Below are 14,573 nucleotides of genomic sequence, written 5' to 3'. Positions count from 1 at the left end.
TTTTGATCGCTGTAACAATCCAGTCACGAAGATAAGTCATGTTTACTTTTCTTATTTACTAACCAAAGTCCCAAGGCGACTAAAGATGCGCCAGCGATGTCCCTGGGTGACAAGGTTTCTCCCAAAAGCACAACGGCCGTAGCTGTGGCCGTTAATGGGTTAAGGTACATGAAGACGCCAACTTGAGATGCTGGGAGGACATAGAGAGCATCGTACCAAAATATATAGGCAACCCCTGAGCATAACACGCCTAAAAAAAGTAAGCTTGCCCAAGCCTGCCAAGAAAGCGAAAAAGACATGCCGGAAATGTAGGCGGGGATGTTTGAAAAAAGCCAACCAAAGGACATGACATAAAAAAGGGAGACGATCTGATCTTTTCCCCCGAGGAACTTTCTGGAAAATACCGTGAAGGCTGCCCAGTTGACTGCGCTTAAAGAGATCAATATGTCACCTACCCTTATGCTCTCAGGCATAAGGGAGCTGCCTTCCCCAAGTACCATCAACACGCCTAATGCAGCCGAAAAAAGGCCTATCAATCCTGTTTTGGCGATCTTTTCTTTTAAGAACATCCAGCCTAACAGGGCAATGATCACGGGGGTGGTCGATACAATCCAGGCGGACGTAGCTGCTTGAGCCGTCTTCAAAGCCTCTGCTTGAATTAGGTTATGAAAGGTTACTCCCATAAATCCAAGTATCGCAAGATAAATCAGGTCCTTCGCTGACAGGGATAGGTTAATATTCTTTTTGGCGAGTAGCGATATCAGCAATACTCCAACGCCTGCCAAAGAACGAACCCATACTATCATCGATGGAGAAGCTTCTTCTACGGCTATCTTCATGGCCACGAAAGAGGCACCCCAAAACATCGTAGCCAATGCTGCTTTTGCGAAGGCCTTGTATTTTGTTTTTAAATCCATTGGCTTACTGGCTCCAATCATTCAGCTTTTACATTTTATGTACTTTGACAGGTTGCCACCAAAACGGCTCTATTATAACCAAAGGATTTGTCATGGATGTGTATAACAAGAAACGTTCAGCTATAATTATATAGCTGAACGCCTCTTGTTGCACAATTCATTTGTAAGTGGCTTAAAATTCCTTATATATCCCCTTTTTGGCTCCGCAAACGGGACATTGATTTGGAAGTTCATCAGTTGCAGTGTGTCCGCAAACGGGGCAGATGTAAATCTTATTCACTTCGAAATCTTTGCCCTGCTCTGCGGCTTCCTTTGCTTTCTTGAAAAGCTCGGCATGTATCTTTTCGGCTTCCAAGGCGAAGGTAAAGGATCTAACCGCTTCCTCTTCTTTCTGCATCTTGGCTACTTCTAAATATGCGGGATACATTTGATCTACCTCAAATTCTTCTCCCATGATGCCACCCTGGAGGTTTTCGGCAGTGTTTTTTAAACCGAACACCCCGCCAGCTGTTACAGGATGGTCTCCGATATTGCCGTTTAGGACGTTGAAATGATTTCCGGCGTGGACTTGCTCGGCGTAGGCGATTGCCTTAAAAAGACGAGCGATGTTGGGAAAACCTTCTTTTTCGGCTACTTCGCCCCAGGTTAAATATCTCATGTGGGCCATGCACTCTCCACCATAAGCTGAACGCAAGAAATCTGCAGTCATAGCGTTTTTTACGGCCATTTTGCAATCCCTCCTCGATGGATTATAATCTAGGCACCACACATAATTTAAAATTAATTTAACTTGCTTGTCAAGATCTCATGGCGAGTGACATTTGAATCTAACAGAGTAAAATAGCATTGAAATTGGTGAGGGATGCTTGAAATATTGGATCAACATTAGAAGAAGCAAAAGAATAGAGAAGAAGCTTGTTAAATCTTAGATTGTCGGGGAGGAGTAAAAAAATGAAGCAGACCTCGGGGAGTAAAAGCATCGAAAGGGCTTCAATGCACTTTATACTTATGATGGGATTGGTCAGCCTTTTTGGAGATATGGCTTACGAAGGCGCTAGGAGTTCTACGGGAGCCTTTATGGCCACTCTTGGAGCGAGTGCCGGAATAGTAGGATTTGTCACAGGATTTGGAGAGCTCCTGGGTTATGCGGTGCGCATATTTTCCGGCCACTTAGCTGATCGCACAAAGGCCCACTGGCCGTTGGTGTTTTTGGGTTATGGCCTGATTTTAAGCATTCCCCTACTCGCCTTGGCACCTACATGGAGGATAGCCGCCTTATTCATATTATGCGAGCGATTGGGAAAGGCCATAAGAAGCCCCGCCAGGGATGCTTTGCTTTCTTATGCTACCAAGCGCGTCGGAAGAGGTTGGGGTTTTGGAATACATGAGGCTATGGATCAAATAGGTGCCATAGTTGGCCCGCTTATAATGTCGCTTGCCCTATACCTCGGGTTAGGCTTTAGAGGGGGGTTTTCCCTTCTTTTAATACCCGCTGTGTTGCTTTTAGTAGTATTGATGTTGGTGAAAAGGACGACGCCAGCTCCGCAAAAGTTCGAGATGGAAGAAAAAGTGGGAGAAGATGCTAAAGAGGGCAAATTGTCGATGGTTTTTTGGCGATATATGTTATTTGTCTGCCTTGCAGGAGTTGGACTCGTTCCTTTTCAAATCATGGCGTATCACATGAAGGCTGGCGCCTTCGTTGCAGACGTAAATATACCAATATATTACGCCATTGCCATGGGAATTGACGCCCTATTTGCGCTAATCGTAGGGAGGTTATACGACAGCATAGGTTTGAGAAGCCTGCTTTTCATTCCTGTGTTTACGCTTCCGATACCCTTATTTGCATTTGCCAGGGATCCCATATCGCTTGCCATAGGAGTTGGCTTGTGGGGGCTGGTCATGGCCGTTCATGAAACTATAATGCGGGCAGCCATTGCGGATATCGTTCCTCCGGCACGTCGGGGTACAGCCTATGGCATATTTAACGCCGGTTACGGAATTTCACTATTTTGCGGAAGCTTCATTATTGGGTGGCTTTACGACTTATCGTTAGCTTACGTGATTCTTTTCGTGTTGATAGCCATACTTCTTTCTTTTATGACCTTTGTGATGTTCTTAGGAAAATACAGATGATTGAAAATATATCTCTAGTACAAAAAGCAGGCCACTCTTCTGCCGCCTTCCACCTCCTTTAAAGTAGGTGGTAGCTTGCATTTATCGAAAACATAGGGACACAAGCTGAAATAAACACAGCCTTCCCAGCTTGATGGAAGCGGTTTTCTTTTGGCCTTGATCTTGATTGCCTTGCCAAGCCTTGGCAGGGCGGCTGAAAGCGCCTTCGTATATGGATGTAAGGGGTCTGTGAGCAATGATGCGGTGGGTCCTTCTTCGCATACCAGGCCTCTATAAAGGACTATGCCCTTTTGTGTGATGGTCTTTGCAAGCAGCAAATCATGGGTGACGAAGATGAGAGACATGCCTCTTTGGTGGTAATTTTTTAGTAAATTTACGAGATCCCATCGTGTCGATACGTCCTGCATGGATGTAGGTTCGTCGGCAAAAAGCAACTTCGGGTCCGTGATGAGCGCTCGAGATAGCATTATCCTCTGGCGCTGTCCCCTGAAAATCCTTGGATCAACTTTCTGTTCCACAGACTTTCTTCTATGCCAAGATCCGATAGAAGCGCCTTTGCCTTGTCAATTTCGTCTTTTTTCAAACTTGAGCGCGTTACAATAAGTGGCTCAAGGACGGCTTGAAGGGCCGTAAGGGTTGGAGGTAGGCCCCCGAAGGGATCTTGTGAGATATAGCCGCAATTACGTCTGATTTTACGAAGCTCTTCGTGGCCTATTTCGTCCAAACATTTACCAAAAAGGCGCACCCTTCCTTTAGTCGGTTCTATGAGGCCAAGAAGGAGTCTCAGCAAAGAGGTCTTGCCGCTCCCGGATTCCCCAACCAAGGCAAAACTTTCGCCAACTTTCACGGAAAAGGACACGTTTGTCAGGGCCGCTTCAGTTTTTTTGTCAAAAACCAGCGTTACCTTTTCTGAGCAAGCTATTTCTTCTATCAATGTTCTTCCTCCATCATGGATAGGGATCTTATCAAATCAATGGTATGCGGATGTTTTGGACGATTTACAATCTCCTCGCTACTTGCGATCTCTACTATGCGACTTTGATGCATGACGGATATTTTATCGGCTATCGAGGTGGCCAAGGCCAAATCATGGGTGACGATGAGCATGCCCATGTTGCGTTGTCTTACGATCCTCTTTAAAAGATTGATTATCTCGGCCTGTGTGATGACATCCAAAGCAGTGGTGGGTTCGTCTGCCAGCAGATAGTCCGGGTTGCAGCACAGGGCCATGGCTATTGCGCATCGCTGTTTTTGCCCGCCCGATATCTCGTGAGGGTACCGGAAAAGAAATTTAGGATCTAAACCCACTTCCTTTAAAAGCTCGCCTGCCCTGTTTATCGCGTCTGTGGGTTTTAGGTTTAAGTGTTCCTCCATCGCCTCGACGAATTGTCTTTTCATTGTCAAGACGGGAGTAAAGGCGTTCATCGTGCCTTGAAGTACCAACGATGCCTTCTTCCATCTGATCTGCCTTTGCTCTTCTTCGGGAAGGCTCAAAAAATCCAGATGATCGAAAAAGACCTTGCCCGATATTTTTGATCCTCTTGGCAAAAGTCCGAGACATGCGTAAAGAAGGGTGCTTTTGCCGCTTCCCGATTCGCCGACCAAGGCTAAAATCTTCCCGGGCGAAAGGGTCAAAGTGGCTTCCTCGACAGCCTTGACTCCGTTTGGATATACGACGCTTAAAGAGCGAACTTCCATCATCTTCTCAAGCTCTCCTTCAGTCGCGGATCTGCTTGCTCTTCCAGCTTTCTACCTATGCCCATGAATATCAAGCATATCACTACTATTCCTAATCCTGGCGGGAATATCAGCCACCATGCACCGCTGGTGAAAGCCCCAAATACATGGGCTTCGTGCAACATCCTTCCCCAGGATGGCATTAAAGGATCGGATAATCCAAGAAATGATAATCCCGCTTCCGCCAAGATAGCTCCGGGTACGCCCAGTGCCATTTGAGCAAGCAGCAGAGGTAACGCCTCAGGTATCAAATGCCGCGTTAGAATGTACCTCGTTGAAGCTCCCAGGGCGCGCAAATTTTCAACGTAGGGAGCTTCCCTCAAGGACAACGTCATGGAACGCACCACTCGGGCCGTTCCCATCCAGGAAAAGATGGACAACACAAGCACTATTTGCCACAAACCTCTTCCCCAAACTCCCGATATGACCATCAAAATGGGCAGGGTGGGTATGGCAAGCAGGACGTCAATGACCCTCATAATCGAAGAATCTATGAGGCCGCCAATATAGCCTGCCAGAAGGCCTAAACCCATTCCAAGTGTAGAAGCTATGATCGTTGCAGAAATTCCCACCAGCAAAGAAATTTTGATGCCCGCCACGAAGAGTCGAAACACATCTCTTCCTCTCTGATCCGTTCCAAATAATCCCCATCTGCCCACGTGAATGGCCACTTTCAAATTTATTCTCGCCTCCGAGTCGGATTTTACTGTTAATTTGTATTCGCCTCTTTCCGAAAAGACTACACTTGGAAGATCAACGAAGGGATCCAAACCCAAGTAAAATTTTAAGGGCACGTCCCTTGAGTCGATATCAACATTGAAGTATTGACCGCCTGAAAAGTCTGCAAGTTTATAAATCCGGTCCGGGGTGATAAGCAAAAGAAAGGCTTCTTTTGGTGGGCTTTCGAAGGAGACGGTACCCTCAATTGAAAAGGTCGTAGGAGGTTTATCGTTCCATCGAAATGAAAGAGTCTCTTCCTTTACGTTAAACGATAACGGTCTGGCAGAGCCCAGGTCGAGCCAGAGAGGTTTGGAAAAGGGAGGAGCCACCGCTTCGTTTGCAGGTCCCATGAAAAGAGGGGCCAAAAAGCTCAATAAAATTAAAAAGAATAAAAATAAGGTGCCATAACGTCGCAAGGTCATCGCCTTACCTTTCTAAAGCTTATCCTCGGGTCTACGAGGGTATAAACTACATCCGCAAGAAGGTTGCATATCACGGTTATGAGCGCAAGCAGATAAAAAGCCGCTCCGGCCGCGGGGTAGTCGTGTCCCGAAACGGCCTCGAGCAGAAACTTTCCCACTCCGTGAAGCGAAAAGACGGTCTCCGTTATTACTGCCCCGGATATGACCCCTGGCAGCGAAAGAAAAAAGATCGTTATGATAGGTGGAAGTGCTGTCCTAAAGGCGTGTCTCCAAAGGATTTGACGTTTCTTTAAACCTTTAGCTTGGGCGAGCAAGATGAAATCCTCACCCAGCGTTTTTACCATCAAGTTTCTTACGTAAAGTGCCCATGATCCAAAGCCAAGCAACACCAAAGAAGCGACGGGTAAAGCCATGTGCCACATCCTGTCAGCCAAAGAGCTCAAGAAACCTACTGGCGGCGGTATGGAGGTGCTTCCCCTGAGCGGAAAGAGGGGAAAGGTATGTGCCAACAATAAAAGAAGTACGAGTTGCACGAAAAAGGAGGGGAAAGAAAAAGAGATCGCTCCTGACATCAGCACGATCCTTTCGGTGAATTTGCCCCTTCCCTTTGCGGCCATCACGCCAAGAAAGGATCCTAAAATGGCAGATAGACAAAGCGAGGGCAAAAGCAGGGCCAATGTATTGGGAAGCCTTTCGGCCAGCTCTTGCCATACCGGTTTTTGCGAGAGGAAGGAAATCCCAAATCTAAAGGTAAGCATTTGCTTGACGTATATAAAAAATTGTTGGACCATTGGCTTGTCCAAACCGTAGGACCTCAAAAGCTCTTGCTTTGCTTCGGGCGAAAAGCGAGGGTCAAGCAAGGTGCTCGTTGGATCGCCGGGCATCAGTCTAAAAAGAAAAAAGTTGAGCGATAAGACCAAGACTATCACTAAAAGACCCGTAAAAATTCTACGAATCCAATAGTTTTCATGCATTTGAGAAATCCATAGCTTAAACTTTTTCAAGGAAGAGCTCTCCTCCAATAAAGTTCGTTTTTGTGGAGCTTGACGTATTCTCCCGGCTTGTAGCTCGAAAATGCGAACGGTCCTGTGCCGATGATCTGTTCCTCTGGCAACGTTCTCCAGTCATTTATGCCTGATAACACGTGAGCAGGAAGCATGGGAAGCCCCCCAATTTGGTGCAGGTACCAAAAGCTTCTCTCCAAGAAGGTTATGGCAACGACGTTTCCCGTCACTGTGATGTCATCTACGTCTTTAACGCTATCAAAGTACCTAGGAATGGAATGCTCTCGGATAAATTCTATCGTAGCCTTTACATCATCTGCAGTAAAGGGTTCGCCGTCTTGCCATTGGATGCCCTCTCTGATAATAAAAGACAAACGCGTCCTTTCTTTTCCGTCATCGCCAACAGCCTCAATTTTCCAGCTTTTCGCAAGCCAGGGAACGTCTTTTAAGGTGAAAGGATCTGTGCCAAGCAATGATTCGTATACCAAAGAAAGAACCTGCCAATCGTAGGCGCTGGTTGCAGAGAGGGGGTTTAAGTTGCGGGGTTCCTCAGGCAAACACCAATAAAAGGACTTCCTGTCTTCTTTGTGCTCTAAGGATAAAAATGAGTATATATTATCGGGAGTTATATATTTAGATGTCACGGCTTTCTCCCACTCCTTTTGCAAGGCCGTTATGTAATACCTTGAATATACTGGCACCTGGGGAACATATTTATAAAGCAGCCTTTGGGCTTTCTCGGCGGCGATGTATGCTTCTTTTTCGTCTTTTGCGTATTTAAGGTCCTCTAACGCTTCGTCTAAATCAGGTGCCTTTATACCGCTGATGTTATAACCACCTATTATGTCCATGGAGGAATGATAAAAGGCGTATAAGTTGTCGGGATCGCGAGACAGCCCCCAGGCTATGACGTAGGCGTCAAATTTGTGCTGGTCTAAGCGTGCTATCATCATGGAAAAATCCATGGGCTCCGTTTCTATCGGAATTCCTAAGCTTCTCATGGATTCGCAGATTCGTTCTGCGATCTCTGCCGTGGTGGGAGCCACTTGGGCCATTGGCGTCATGAGTTTCATCTTGGACAAAGGTTTAGTTTGTCCAGGGTAAATTAAGATTCCCCTTTCGTTCCAGCGCCAGCCACTTCTTTTAAGCCTTTCTTTCGCCCTTTCGAGATTTGAGTCTGGGATTGAAAGTTCTAATAAATAGGGCGACGCAGGCGGTAAAAAGGAAAAAAGCGGCAAGGCGTAACCTCCAAAGATATCGCGCACAATCTGTTTCCGGTTTACAATCTCCCATATGGATTGCCTGAGCTCCACTCTATCCCAGGGAGGTTTTCTCAAGTTAAAACCAAGATAGAAGGCGTGAAAACCCTCTGCCAGGTAAAGGTTTACTTTATCGCTGCCACCGAGTCTTTTTATGTCGGAAAAGCGAGCTATATCTCCCAATAGGTCCACCTGACCGCCTTCTAGTGCCAAAAGTTGAGCATCGCTATCTTTTATGATTAAACAATAAAGATCTTCAATATGCGGTATGTTAAATTCTTTTAAGGGCACAGCCGAGGCGGGCGGTAAAAACAAGGCAACTACAACTAAAACGATCAGAAAAGGGCAAAAAAAGTATGTCTTTCCTTGGATTTTATTTTTGCCGAAAGTCACTGGTATACCCTTTAAAGGTGTATTTAACACTCGGGCAGTGGTGCCCAAATGCCTTCAGTTGCATCACGCATAACGGGGCAGTAAACTATCCCTGATTTTCCCGTCCTTGAACAAGCGTTGCATGAAATACACTCAGAGGGCTCTCTATTGCCATCAATCCAGCGATTGATGAGATCGGGCTCTGCGATCAGCGGACGCGATAATGCAAAGCCGTCAGCTACGCCTTTATCGTAAAGATTGGCCATTACCTCAATAGAGCGCAAACCTCCCACGAGGATAACATGCGTACGCCCCTTTATTCGTTCTCTTATTGCCCTGGCCTCTTCGGCAAAATAACCCTCGTTTTTTCCTGCTATTATGCCTGTTCGAGAAGGCGTTAGGGTTTCGTTTCCGTAAAAAGTTCCTCCTGAAACTTCAATGGCGTCAACTTTTGCCTTGGCTAACTCTTCAGCCAGCCTTATTCCTTCCAAGCTTGTATAGCCTTGTTGGATTCCTTCCATCACGGATATCTTGACCCATAGGGGAAAGTCATCTCCAACGCGGTAACGGGTTTCTTCTAAGATCTCAAAGATTATGCGTGCCCTTTTTGCGATATCGTCTCCGCCGTATGCATCTTTTCTTTTATTGAAGATGGGAGACAGAAATTGCGTCAAAAGAAAGCCGTGAGCTAAATGTATCTGAGCGCCATCGGCGTTTGAGTCTTTTGCGCGTACAGCTGCTTTTGCAAAGTTAGAGATAGTTGAATGAATCTCAGAAACGGTCATCGCCCTACAAGATGTTCCGGTTTTTGGGTTTTTAACGTCCGAGGGCGCCAAGGCAGGTTCACCTTCTTTTGCTTTGAAAGCACCTGCGTGCGATAACTGAAATAATATCGGACATCCTGCTTCGTGTGCCTCATTTACTAACCTGCTGAGTTCGAGAACGTTATCATCAGAGCTGATGGAAAGTTGACGAAAAGAAGCCTTACCTTCGACGCTTACGTAAGCATGTCCGGTTATAATTGCTCCAACGCCGCCGGCGGCAAGTTCTTTATACCTTCCTATTAAAGCGGAAGAAGGATTACCCGTCTTTTCATCAGCCCCTGACAAACATGTAGCGGACCGTATGATGCTATTTTTTAAGCCTACTTTTCCTAGCATGACCGGCTTAGAGATAACGTCTTCCATTGATGACACCTCTTATCCCTCCTTTTCTTAAGGTGTCTCTATGTTTAGATTATATGTCATTTCGCAATCCTTTGATGTAAAATATAAACTTGAAAACGACTGAATAACTTTTTTGAATATCATCGAATAAGAAGAGGAGATAAATATGAGACGTTATTTTGCGGGCATAGATATTGGTTCTTCTGCGATCCATAGTGTTATCTTGGATGAATTTGGCAGAGTTGCCTATGTGTCCCCCAGCGTTCCTCATTTTGGCACTCCCTTTGATAGGCTCGCCGAAGTGTGGAAGGATCTCGCGGCGAATTCTGTTGATGGCAAAATTGTCTCTACGGCTTTTACTGGCATAGGAGCGCAATATTTCAAAGACGTCTTTCCCGAACTATTATTTGATTATGAGAGCGTGACAATTCCAAAAGGAGCCTCGCTTTTGTGTCCTGATGTGGTCTATATCTTTCATATGGGTGCAAAGGACTCTTACTTTTTTAAGGTGGGCCATTTGGGAGAAGAGATTAATTTGCTCGAGTGGTCGGCCAATAGCAAATGCGGGGGCGGCTCGGGCATACTGATCGAAAAGCAGTTGAGGCGCCTCTACCTCAAGGAAGACGAATTGCTTTTTAACTCAAGCAGTGCCGAGGAAAAGATGGAGCTAATGCAGAGCTTATATGAAATGGCAGAAGAAGACCTAGCTATGCACGGCGTAGTACGAGGTTTTAATGCTCGATGCGGAGTCATCATACAGTCGGATTTGATACACGAGCAAAACGAGGGCGCAGACCGAGATTACTTGGTCTCGTGCCTTTACGCTACAGTAGCGCGAAATTATAGAAATGATGTCGTTGGCGTAAGAGATTTAGACCAATCGGTGCCTTCCATAGCAACTGGAGGCGTTTTTGCAAGCGACTATCTATTAAAGCGAGTTCAAGATCTTTTGGGCTTATCTTTAAAACGACCAAAGCATTTTAGAGCGGTTGCTGCGATTGGCGTGGCCCTTGAGGCCATCGAGAAAAACAACACCTACGTTATGGATTTTTCAAAGCTCGAGGAGATTACATCCTTTGTTAGAGGCAAGCGTCCCTGCGCACCACCGCTTCACGCTTATTTGGATAAGGTTCATGTGTATGATGGAGAGATAAAAGATGTAGAAGTTAACGATGTCAGAAATGTGACCATCGGTGTAGATGGGGGCTCGACCACGACCAAGGCTGCCGTAGTGGACGTTTCCACCGGGGAGCTTTTGGACAAAATATATATAAGTACCCATGGAGATCCAGAAGGGGCGTTAAAAGAAGTTTTCAGATATTTGTCGAGAAGGGCAGATAACTATAATGTCTTGGGCGTATGTACGACTGGGTCGGCCAGAAAGTTATATGAGCGAATCCTCGTAAGTCGCGCTAAAAAGGAGGCCTTGGAAGCGGAAGGCTACAATGTGCTCGACGGCGCCGTAGATGAAATAACATGTCATGCTGTTGGCATTAAATTTCATGATCCTGCTATAGATACCATCTTCGAAGTGGGTGGACAGGACATGAAGTTTACAACCTTTAAAGTTACAAATGGAGTTTCAACCGACGAAATCGAAGAAGCGCGCATGAACTATTCTTGTCAAGCTGGAGCTGGCCAAACTCTGGAGAATATGGCTCAACTTTTGGACCTCGATGTCAAATCGAGCTTGCAGGAAGCCGCGTTGAAGGCCGATATCGTGCCTTTAATAGATTCCACCTGCGGTGTCTTCATGGAAATGGAAGAAAACAGGCTCATATCGGAGGGCTTTACAAAAGAACAAATCGCTGCTGCGATCATTAGGGCTACAGCTGCAAGTTACTTCAATAAGTTTGTGGGAGGTCCGCAGCACGTCAAAAACAAATGTTCCTGTCAGGGCGGTCCGGCTCTGGGCAAGGCATTTCTAGCGGCCATGGCTCAAGTTACAGGCAAAGATATTTATGCCTACCCTCACAGAGAGCTTTTTGGGGCTTGGGGGGCGGGTTTGTTCTTGCGCAATCAAATCTTGCAACTTCAAGAGGAAGGCAAGGAGGTGTGCTCGGCCTTCAGGGGATTCGAAGTCGTGGATATGGTCTTTGAGAAGCGCGATGTCATGTGCAGTGATCACTTTGGCCCTCTGTCTTGCGGGATGAGAAATTGCAAGTTAAAGGTGTTCTCGATTGGCGGGGAAGAGGTGATAACCGGAGGCTTTTGCCCTAGGGGAAACAGCGAAGGAACGGGGCAAAGCAGAAAGGATTACGTAGAGATATACCATAAATTGCTTGAAAAACATTTTGATGGTGTCTTATATGAAAACCTTGATGCAGACAAGAGGCCTGATTTGCCAACCATGGGCATACATAGAGGCGGAGCGACCTTGGGCGATCTGGGGATATGGTCATCGGCGATCTTTAAAAAGCTAGGTTTTCTCCCAGTACTGACTCCCAAGTCAAGTGACGAGATAGCTCAAGCGGGCATAAACATTGCTCCTACCGAGTTTTGCATAGCTATGAAACTTGTGATAGGGCATGCGGCGTTGTTGCATCAAGATAAAAGAATTAAGCATCTTTTTAACCCCTGTTTCATCGAAGAGGTAAGGCCAGTAAAGCCCCATCGTAAGTTCTGTATTTACACGGAAGCCGAAGGGTTCTTACTTCAGGACATATTGGGAATAGAACCTGGGAGGGAGTTTTTGAGCATTCTTTACTTAAATGACGAAGAGACAACTGCCAGGGCATTGCTCGATGAGTTTCGCAGGCTAGGCTATGATTTTACCCTTGATGATATCTTGGCAGCGATATCTTATGCCAATGAAAAACTAAAGATCTTTAAAGAGGAGCTTTACCGATATGGAGACGAGTTTTTAGAGGAGCTTGAAGAATCTGGGGAAGTAGGATTTGTTGGTTTGGGCAGAGACTACGTAATACTGGATCCTCAAGCCTCATCTAACTCCGGATCCATGTTTTCGAAGCAGCGTGGCATGAGGTACATCCCGCAAAATTTTTTAGAGAAGTATTTCAAGGACATTCCTGTCGATGAGCTTTCTTACAACGAGTATTGGTATCAAAATGCCCATATCCTTCAGGCTGCTATATACACGGCAAGAAACCCGAAACTTTTTCCGATAAGGCAGATGAACTTCGCCTGTGGTCCTGACTCTATGAAGTTTTACCATGAAAGCGAGATCTTTAGGAGGGCAGAAAAACCCTTCCTTCATCTGGTGACCGACGCTCAAACCAATAACGCTCCCTTCGTCACTCGAGCCGAAGCTCATGAGCGAGTTGTGCAAAAGGCAAGGCCTAGAAACGATTTATCCCTATCGGACTTTGTCCTCTTTCCCCACGATAACGAAAAGGAGAAATTAAACTTGGGGTCTCGCATATGGCTTATACCTTACATGGGAGAGGCAAGCCGCCTGGGTGCCGCTGTTTTAAGGCATTATGGCGTGACTGCTATGGCGATGCCTACGGCTACACCCGAGTCTAAGGATGCAGCAAGTCGGTTTATAACGACCGAGACGTGTTTCCCCTTGCGAGGTGTGATAGGAGACGTCATGGCAACCATAGAGGATTTGGCTCAGGAACAGGGCAAAGAATGGGTCAGAAACAACATCGTGATATTTTTGCCAACTACCTCCGGTCCCTGCAGATTTGGCAAATACGGAGAAGTGCTGAAAATATTTTTAAAACAGGAAGGGATCGATCGCGTTCCCATAGTGAGCCCTTCCACGGATAGCAGTTACATAGAGATCGAAGCTCCTGAGCAATTCGGCGGAACCTTAAGCAAGGCCAACGCCCTTTTAAACGTATTTAGGGCAATCAAGATGGCCGATATGGTTGACGATTTAATTCGTAAATTTCGCCCTTACAGCGACGATAAAAAAGCCTTTGATGAATTATGCTCACATCGCATGGACTTATTGGAAAAGTTGTTGATTGAACGTGGGGCGTCATATTCTGTCTTGAAAAAGTGGACTAAAGAGACCATGGACCTTTTTTTGAAAGAGGTACCTAAGGCAAAAAATCACTCACTGCCCCTTGTTCTTTACGTGGGAGAAATCTACACGAGACAACACGATCCATACACTGAATACGTCATAAAACGCTTAGAAGAAGAGGGATTGGAAGTGGTTAGGGGAAGCATCACGGAGTGGCTTGAATACATAAATTATTTAACAATTAGAGAGGACCCCAAGTTCGCCTACAAATTTGCTCAATTCTATATGGAATACGCAGATTGGCGCTTTAAGCGAATCTTTGGCGAAGTTGCTAAAGAGCGCGAGGTCTTGCCCAAGCCAAACGTCATCATTGAGGACCTACAGGAAAGCAGGCGCTATCACCGTGATATTACGGGAGAATCTCCATTGGTAATAGGGATTTTTTTGAAGTTTTTGCGTGGAGAACTGCCGGGCAATGGACAGAGGGTGTGCGGGATCTTTCACGTTGGCCCCTTTACCTGCATGCAGGAGGGCGTAGCTATGGCCAAGATGGACGCCATGTTAAAAGAAGAGACCAAGCGCGATCCAAACTTGGTAGTTCCCATGGTTCACGCCTTTTTTGGGGATTCGGCCAATACTAATTTAGAAGCCGAGATAGCGGCCTTTAGGGAGCAGTGTCGCCTTAAAGCGAAGATGAATCATCCTTTGGATCGTGGCAAAAGAAGGTCAAGCCCGGCCATAAAAGGAAATCTCGTCGTTCAGGAAGAGTCTTCACGCTGAGGAAAAGCGCGAGGCTGTAGCTAGATTTACCGGTTCACGAATATGCCTTCAAGAACGGATTCAACGTCGTGAACCGGTGTTTTTTTGTTGACATACATGCTATATACTGCTACTATCCGCTAT

Annotated in this window: 11 protein-coding genes; 2 read left to right on the top strand and 9 right to left on the bottom strand. The window is 46.1% G+C overall.

What is annotated here, in order from left to right; genetic code table 11:
* Positions 1-23: 23 nt before the first annotated feature.
* Together AC5SXE_RS02095 and AC5SXE_RS02090 are read right to left on the bottom strand one after the other, a co-directional pair.
* Positions 24-917 carry a DMT family transporter gene (locus AC5SXE_RS02095; RefSeq protein WP_332636486.1) on the bottom strand — a complete coding sequence of 298 codons (894 nt, stop codon included), beginning with the start codon at positions 915-917 and terminating at the stop codon, positions 24-26.
* 172 nt (positions 918-1,089) lie between these two features.
* Positions 1,090-1,644 carry a rubrerythrin family protein gene (locus AC5SXE_RS02090; RefSeq protein ID WP_323721602.1) on the bottom strand — a complete coding sequence of 185 codons (555 nt, stop codon included), beginning with the start codon at positions 1,642-1,644 and terminating at the stop codon, positions 1,090-1,092.
* A gap of 224 nt (positions 1,645-1,868) precedes the next feature.
* On the opposite strand from AC5SXE_RS02090, the gene AC5SXE_RS02085 reads away from it, so the two are divergent.
* Positions 1,869-3,053 carry an MFS transporter gene (locus tag AC5SXE_RS02085; protein WP_493916461.1) on the top strand — a complete coding sequence of 395 codons (1,185 nt, stop codon included), beginning with the start codon at positions 1,869-1,871 and terminating at the stop codon, positions 3,051-3,053.
* A gap of 14 nt (positions 3,054-3,067) precedes the next feature.
* On the opposite strand, the gene AC5SXE_RS02080 is transcribed toward AC5SXE_RS02085, so the two are convergent.
* From AC5SXE_RS02080 to AC5SXE_RS02050, 7 genes are read right to left on the bottom strand one after another with little or no spacing between them, the layout of a single operon-like run.
* Positions 3,068-3,571, bottom strand: coding sequence for an oligopeptide/dipeptide ABC transporter ATP-binding protein (locus AC5SXE_RS02080; protein WP_493916460.1), 504 nt, complete (start codon positions 3,569-3,571; stop codon positions 3,068-3,070).
* Positions 3,520-3,987 (bottom strand): ATP-binding cassette domain-containing protein, encoded by a 468-nt coding sequence (locus AC5SXE_RS02075; protein WP_493916459.1) that lies wholly within the window; start codon positions 3,985-3,987, stop codon positions 3,520-3,522. The genes AC5SXE_RS02080 and AC5SXE_RS02075 overlap by 52 nt, the downstream gene beginning before the upstream one ends.
* Positions 3,984-4,754 carry an ABC transporter ATP-binding protein gene (locus AC5SXE_RS02070; RefSeq protein ID WP_310848497.1) on the bottom strand — a complete coding sequence of 257 codons (771 nt, stop codon included), beginning with the start codon at positions 4,752-4,754 and terminating at the stop codon, positions 3,984-3,986. Before AC5SXE_RS02070 ends, AC5SXE_RS02075 begins: the two co-directional genes overlap by 4 nt.
* Entirely contained in the window at positions 4,751-5,932 is a 1,182-nt protein-coding gene (locus AC5SXE_RS02065; protein WP_310848499.1) for an ABC transporter permease, read from the bottom strand. The genes AC5SXE_RS02070 and AC5SXE_RS02065 overlap by 4 nt, the downstream gene beginning before the upstream one ends.
* Positions 5,929-6,906, bottom strand: a complete 978-nt coding sequence (locus AC5SXE_RS02060) for an ABC transporter permease (RefSeq protein WP_323721666.1) — start codon at positions 6,904-6,906, stop codon at positions 5,929-5,931. The genes AC5SXE_RS02065 and AC5SXE_RS02060 overlap by 4 nt, the downstream gene beginning before the upstream one ends.
* A 26-nt stretch (positions 6,907-6,932) precedes the next feature.
* Positions 6,933-8,588 (bottom strand): ABC transporter substrate-binding protein, encoded by a 1,656-nt coding sequence (locus tag AC5SXE_RS02055; protein WP_493916458.1) that lies wholly within the window; start codon positions 8,586-8,588, stop codon positions 6,933-6,935.
* Positions 8,589-8,611: 23 nt separating this feature from the next.
* Positions 8,612-9,754, bottom strand: coding sequence for an NADH:flavin oxidoreductase (locus AC5SXE_RS02050; protein ID WP_493916635.1), 1,143 nt, complete (start codon positions 9,752-9,754; stop codon positions 8,612-8,614).
* A 145-nt stretch (positions 9,755-9,899) separates the two neighbouring features.
* Between AC5SXE_RS02050 and AC5SXE_RS02045 the strand changes: the two genes are divergently transcribed.
* The gene (locus AC5SXE_RS02045; protein ID WP_493916457.1) at positions 9,900-14,450 is read left to right on the top strand and encodes an acyl-CoA dehydratase activase-related protein; all 4,551 of its coding nucleotides are present in this window, start codon (positions 9,900-9,902) and stop codon (positions 14,448-14,450) included.
* Positions 14,451-14,573 lie beyond the last annotated feature (123 nt).

The organism is Acetomicrobium sp. (genome assembly GCF_059026225.1).
The sequence above is the reverse complement of the archived record's forward strand: the minus strand, read 5'-3'. Positions and strand labels throughout refer to the sequence as shown.

What these genes read in the sequence shown, in the direction of transcription:
- AC5SXE_RS02065 (WP_310848499.1), bottom strand. Translation starts at nt 5,932, where the DNA reads ATGACCTTGCGACGTTATGGCACCTTATTTTTATTCTTTTTAATTTTA.
- AC5SXE_RS02090 (WP_323721602.1), bottom strand. Translation starts at nt 1,644, where the DNA reads ATGGCCGTAAAAAACGCTATGACTGCAGATTTCTTGCGTTCAGCTTAT.
- AC5SXE_RS02095 (WP_332636486.1), bottom strand. Translation starts at nt 917, where the DNA reads ATGGATTTAAAAACAAAATACAAGGCCTTCGCAAAAGCAGCATTGGCT.
- AC5SXE_RS02060 (WP_323721666.1), bottom strand. Translation starts at nt 6,906, where the DNA reads ATGCATGAAAACTATTGGATTCGTAGAATTTTTACGGGTCTTTTAGTG.
- AC5SXE_RS02045 (WP_493916457.1), top strand. Translation starts at nt 9,900, where the DNA reads ATGAGACGTTATTTTGCGGGCATAGATATTGGTTCTTCTGCGATCCAT.
- AC5SXE_RS02050 (WP_493916635.1), bottom strand. Translation starts at nt 9,754, where the DNA reads ATGGAAGACGTTATCTCTAAGCCGGTCATGCTAGGAAAAGTAGGCTTA.
- AC5SXE_RS02070 (WP_310848497.1), bottom strand. Translation starts at nt 4,754, where the DNA reads ATGATGGAAGTTCGCTCTTTAAGCGTCGTATATCCAAACGGAGTCAAG.
- AC5SXE_RS02085 (WP_493916461.1), top strand. Translation starts at nt 1,869, where the DNA reads ATGAAGCAGACCTCGGGGAGTAAAAGCATCGAAAGGGCTTCAATGCAC.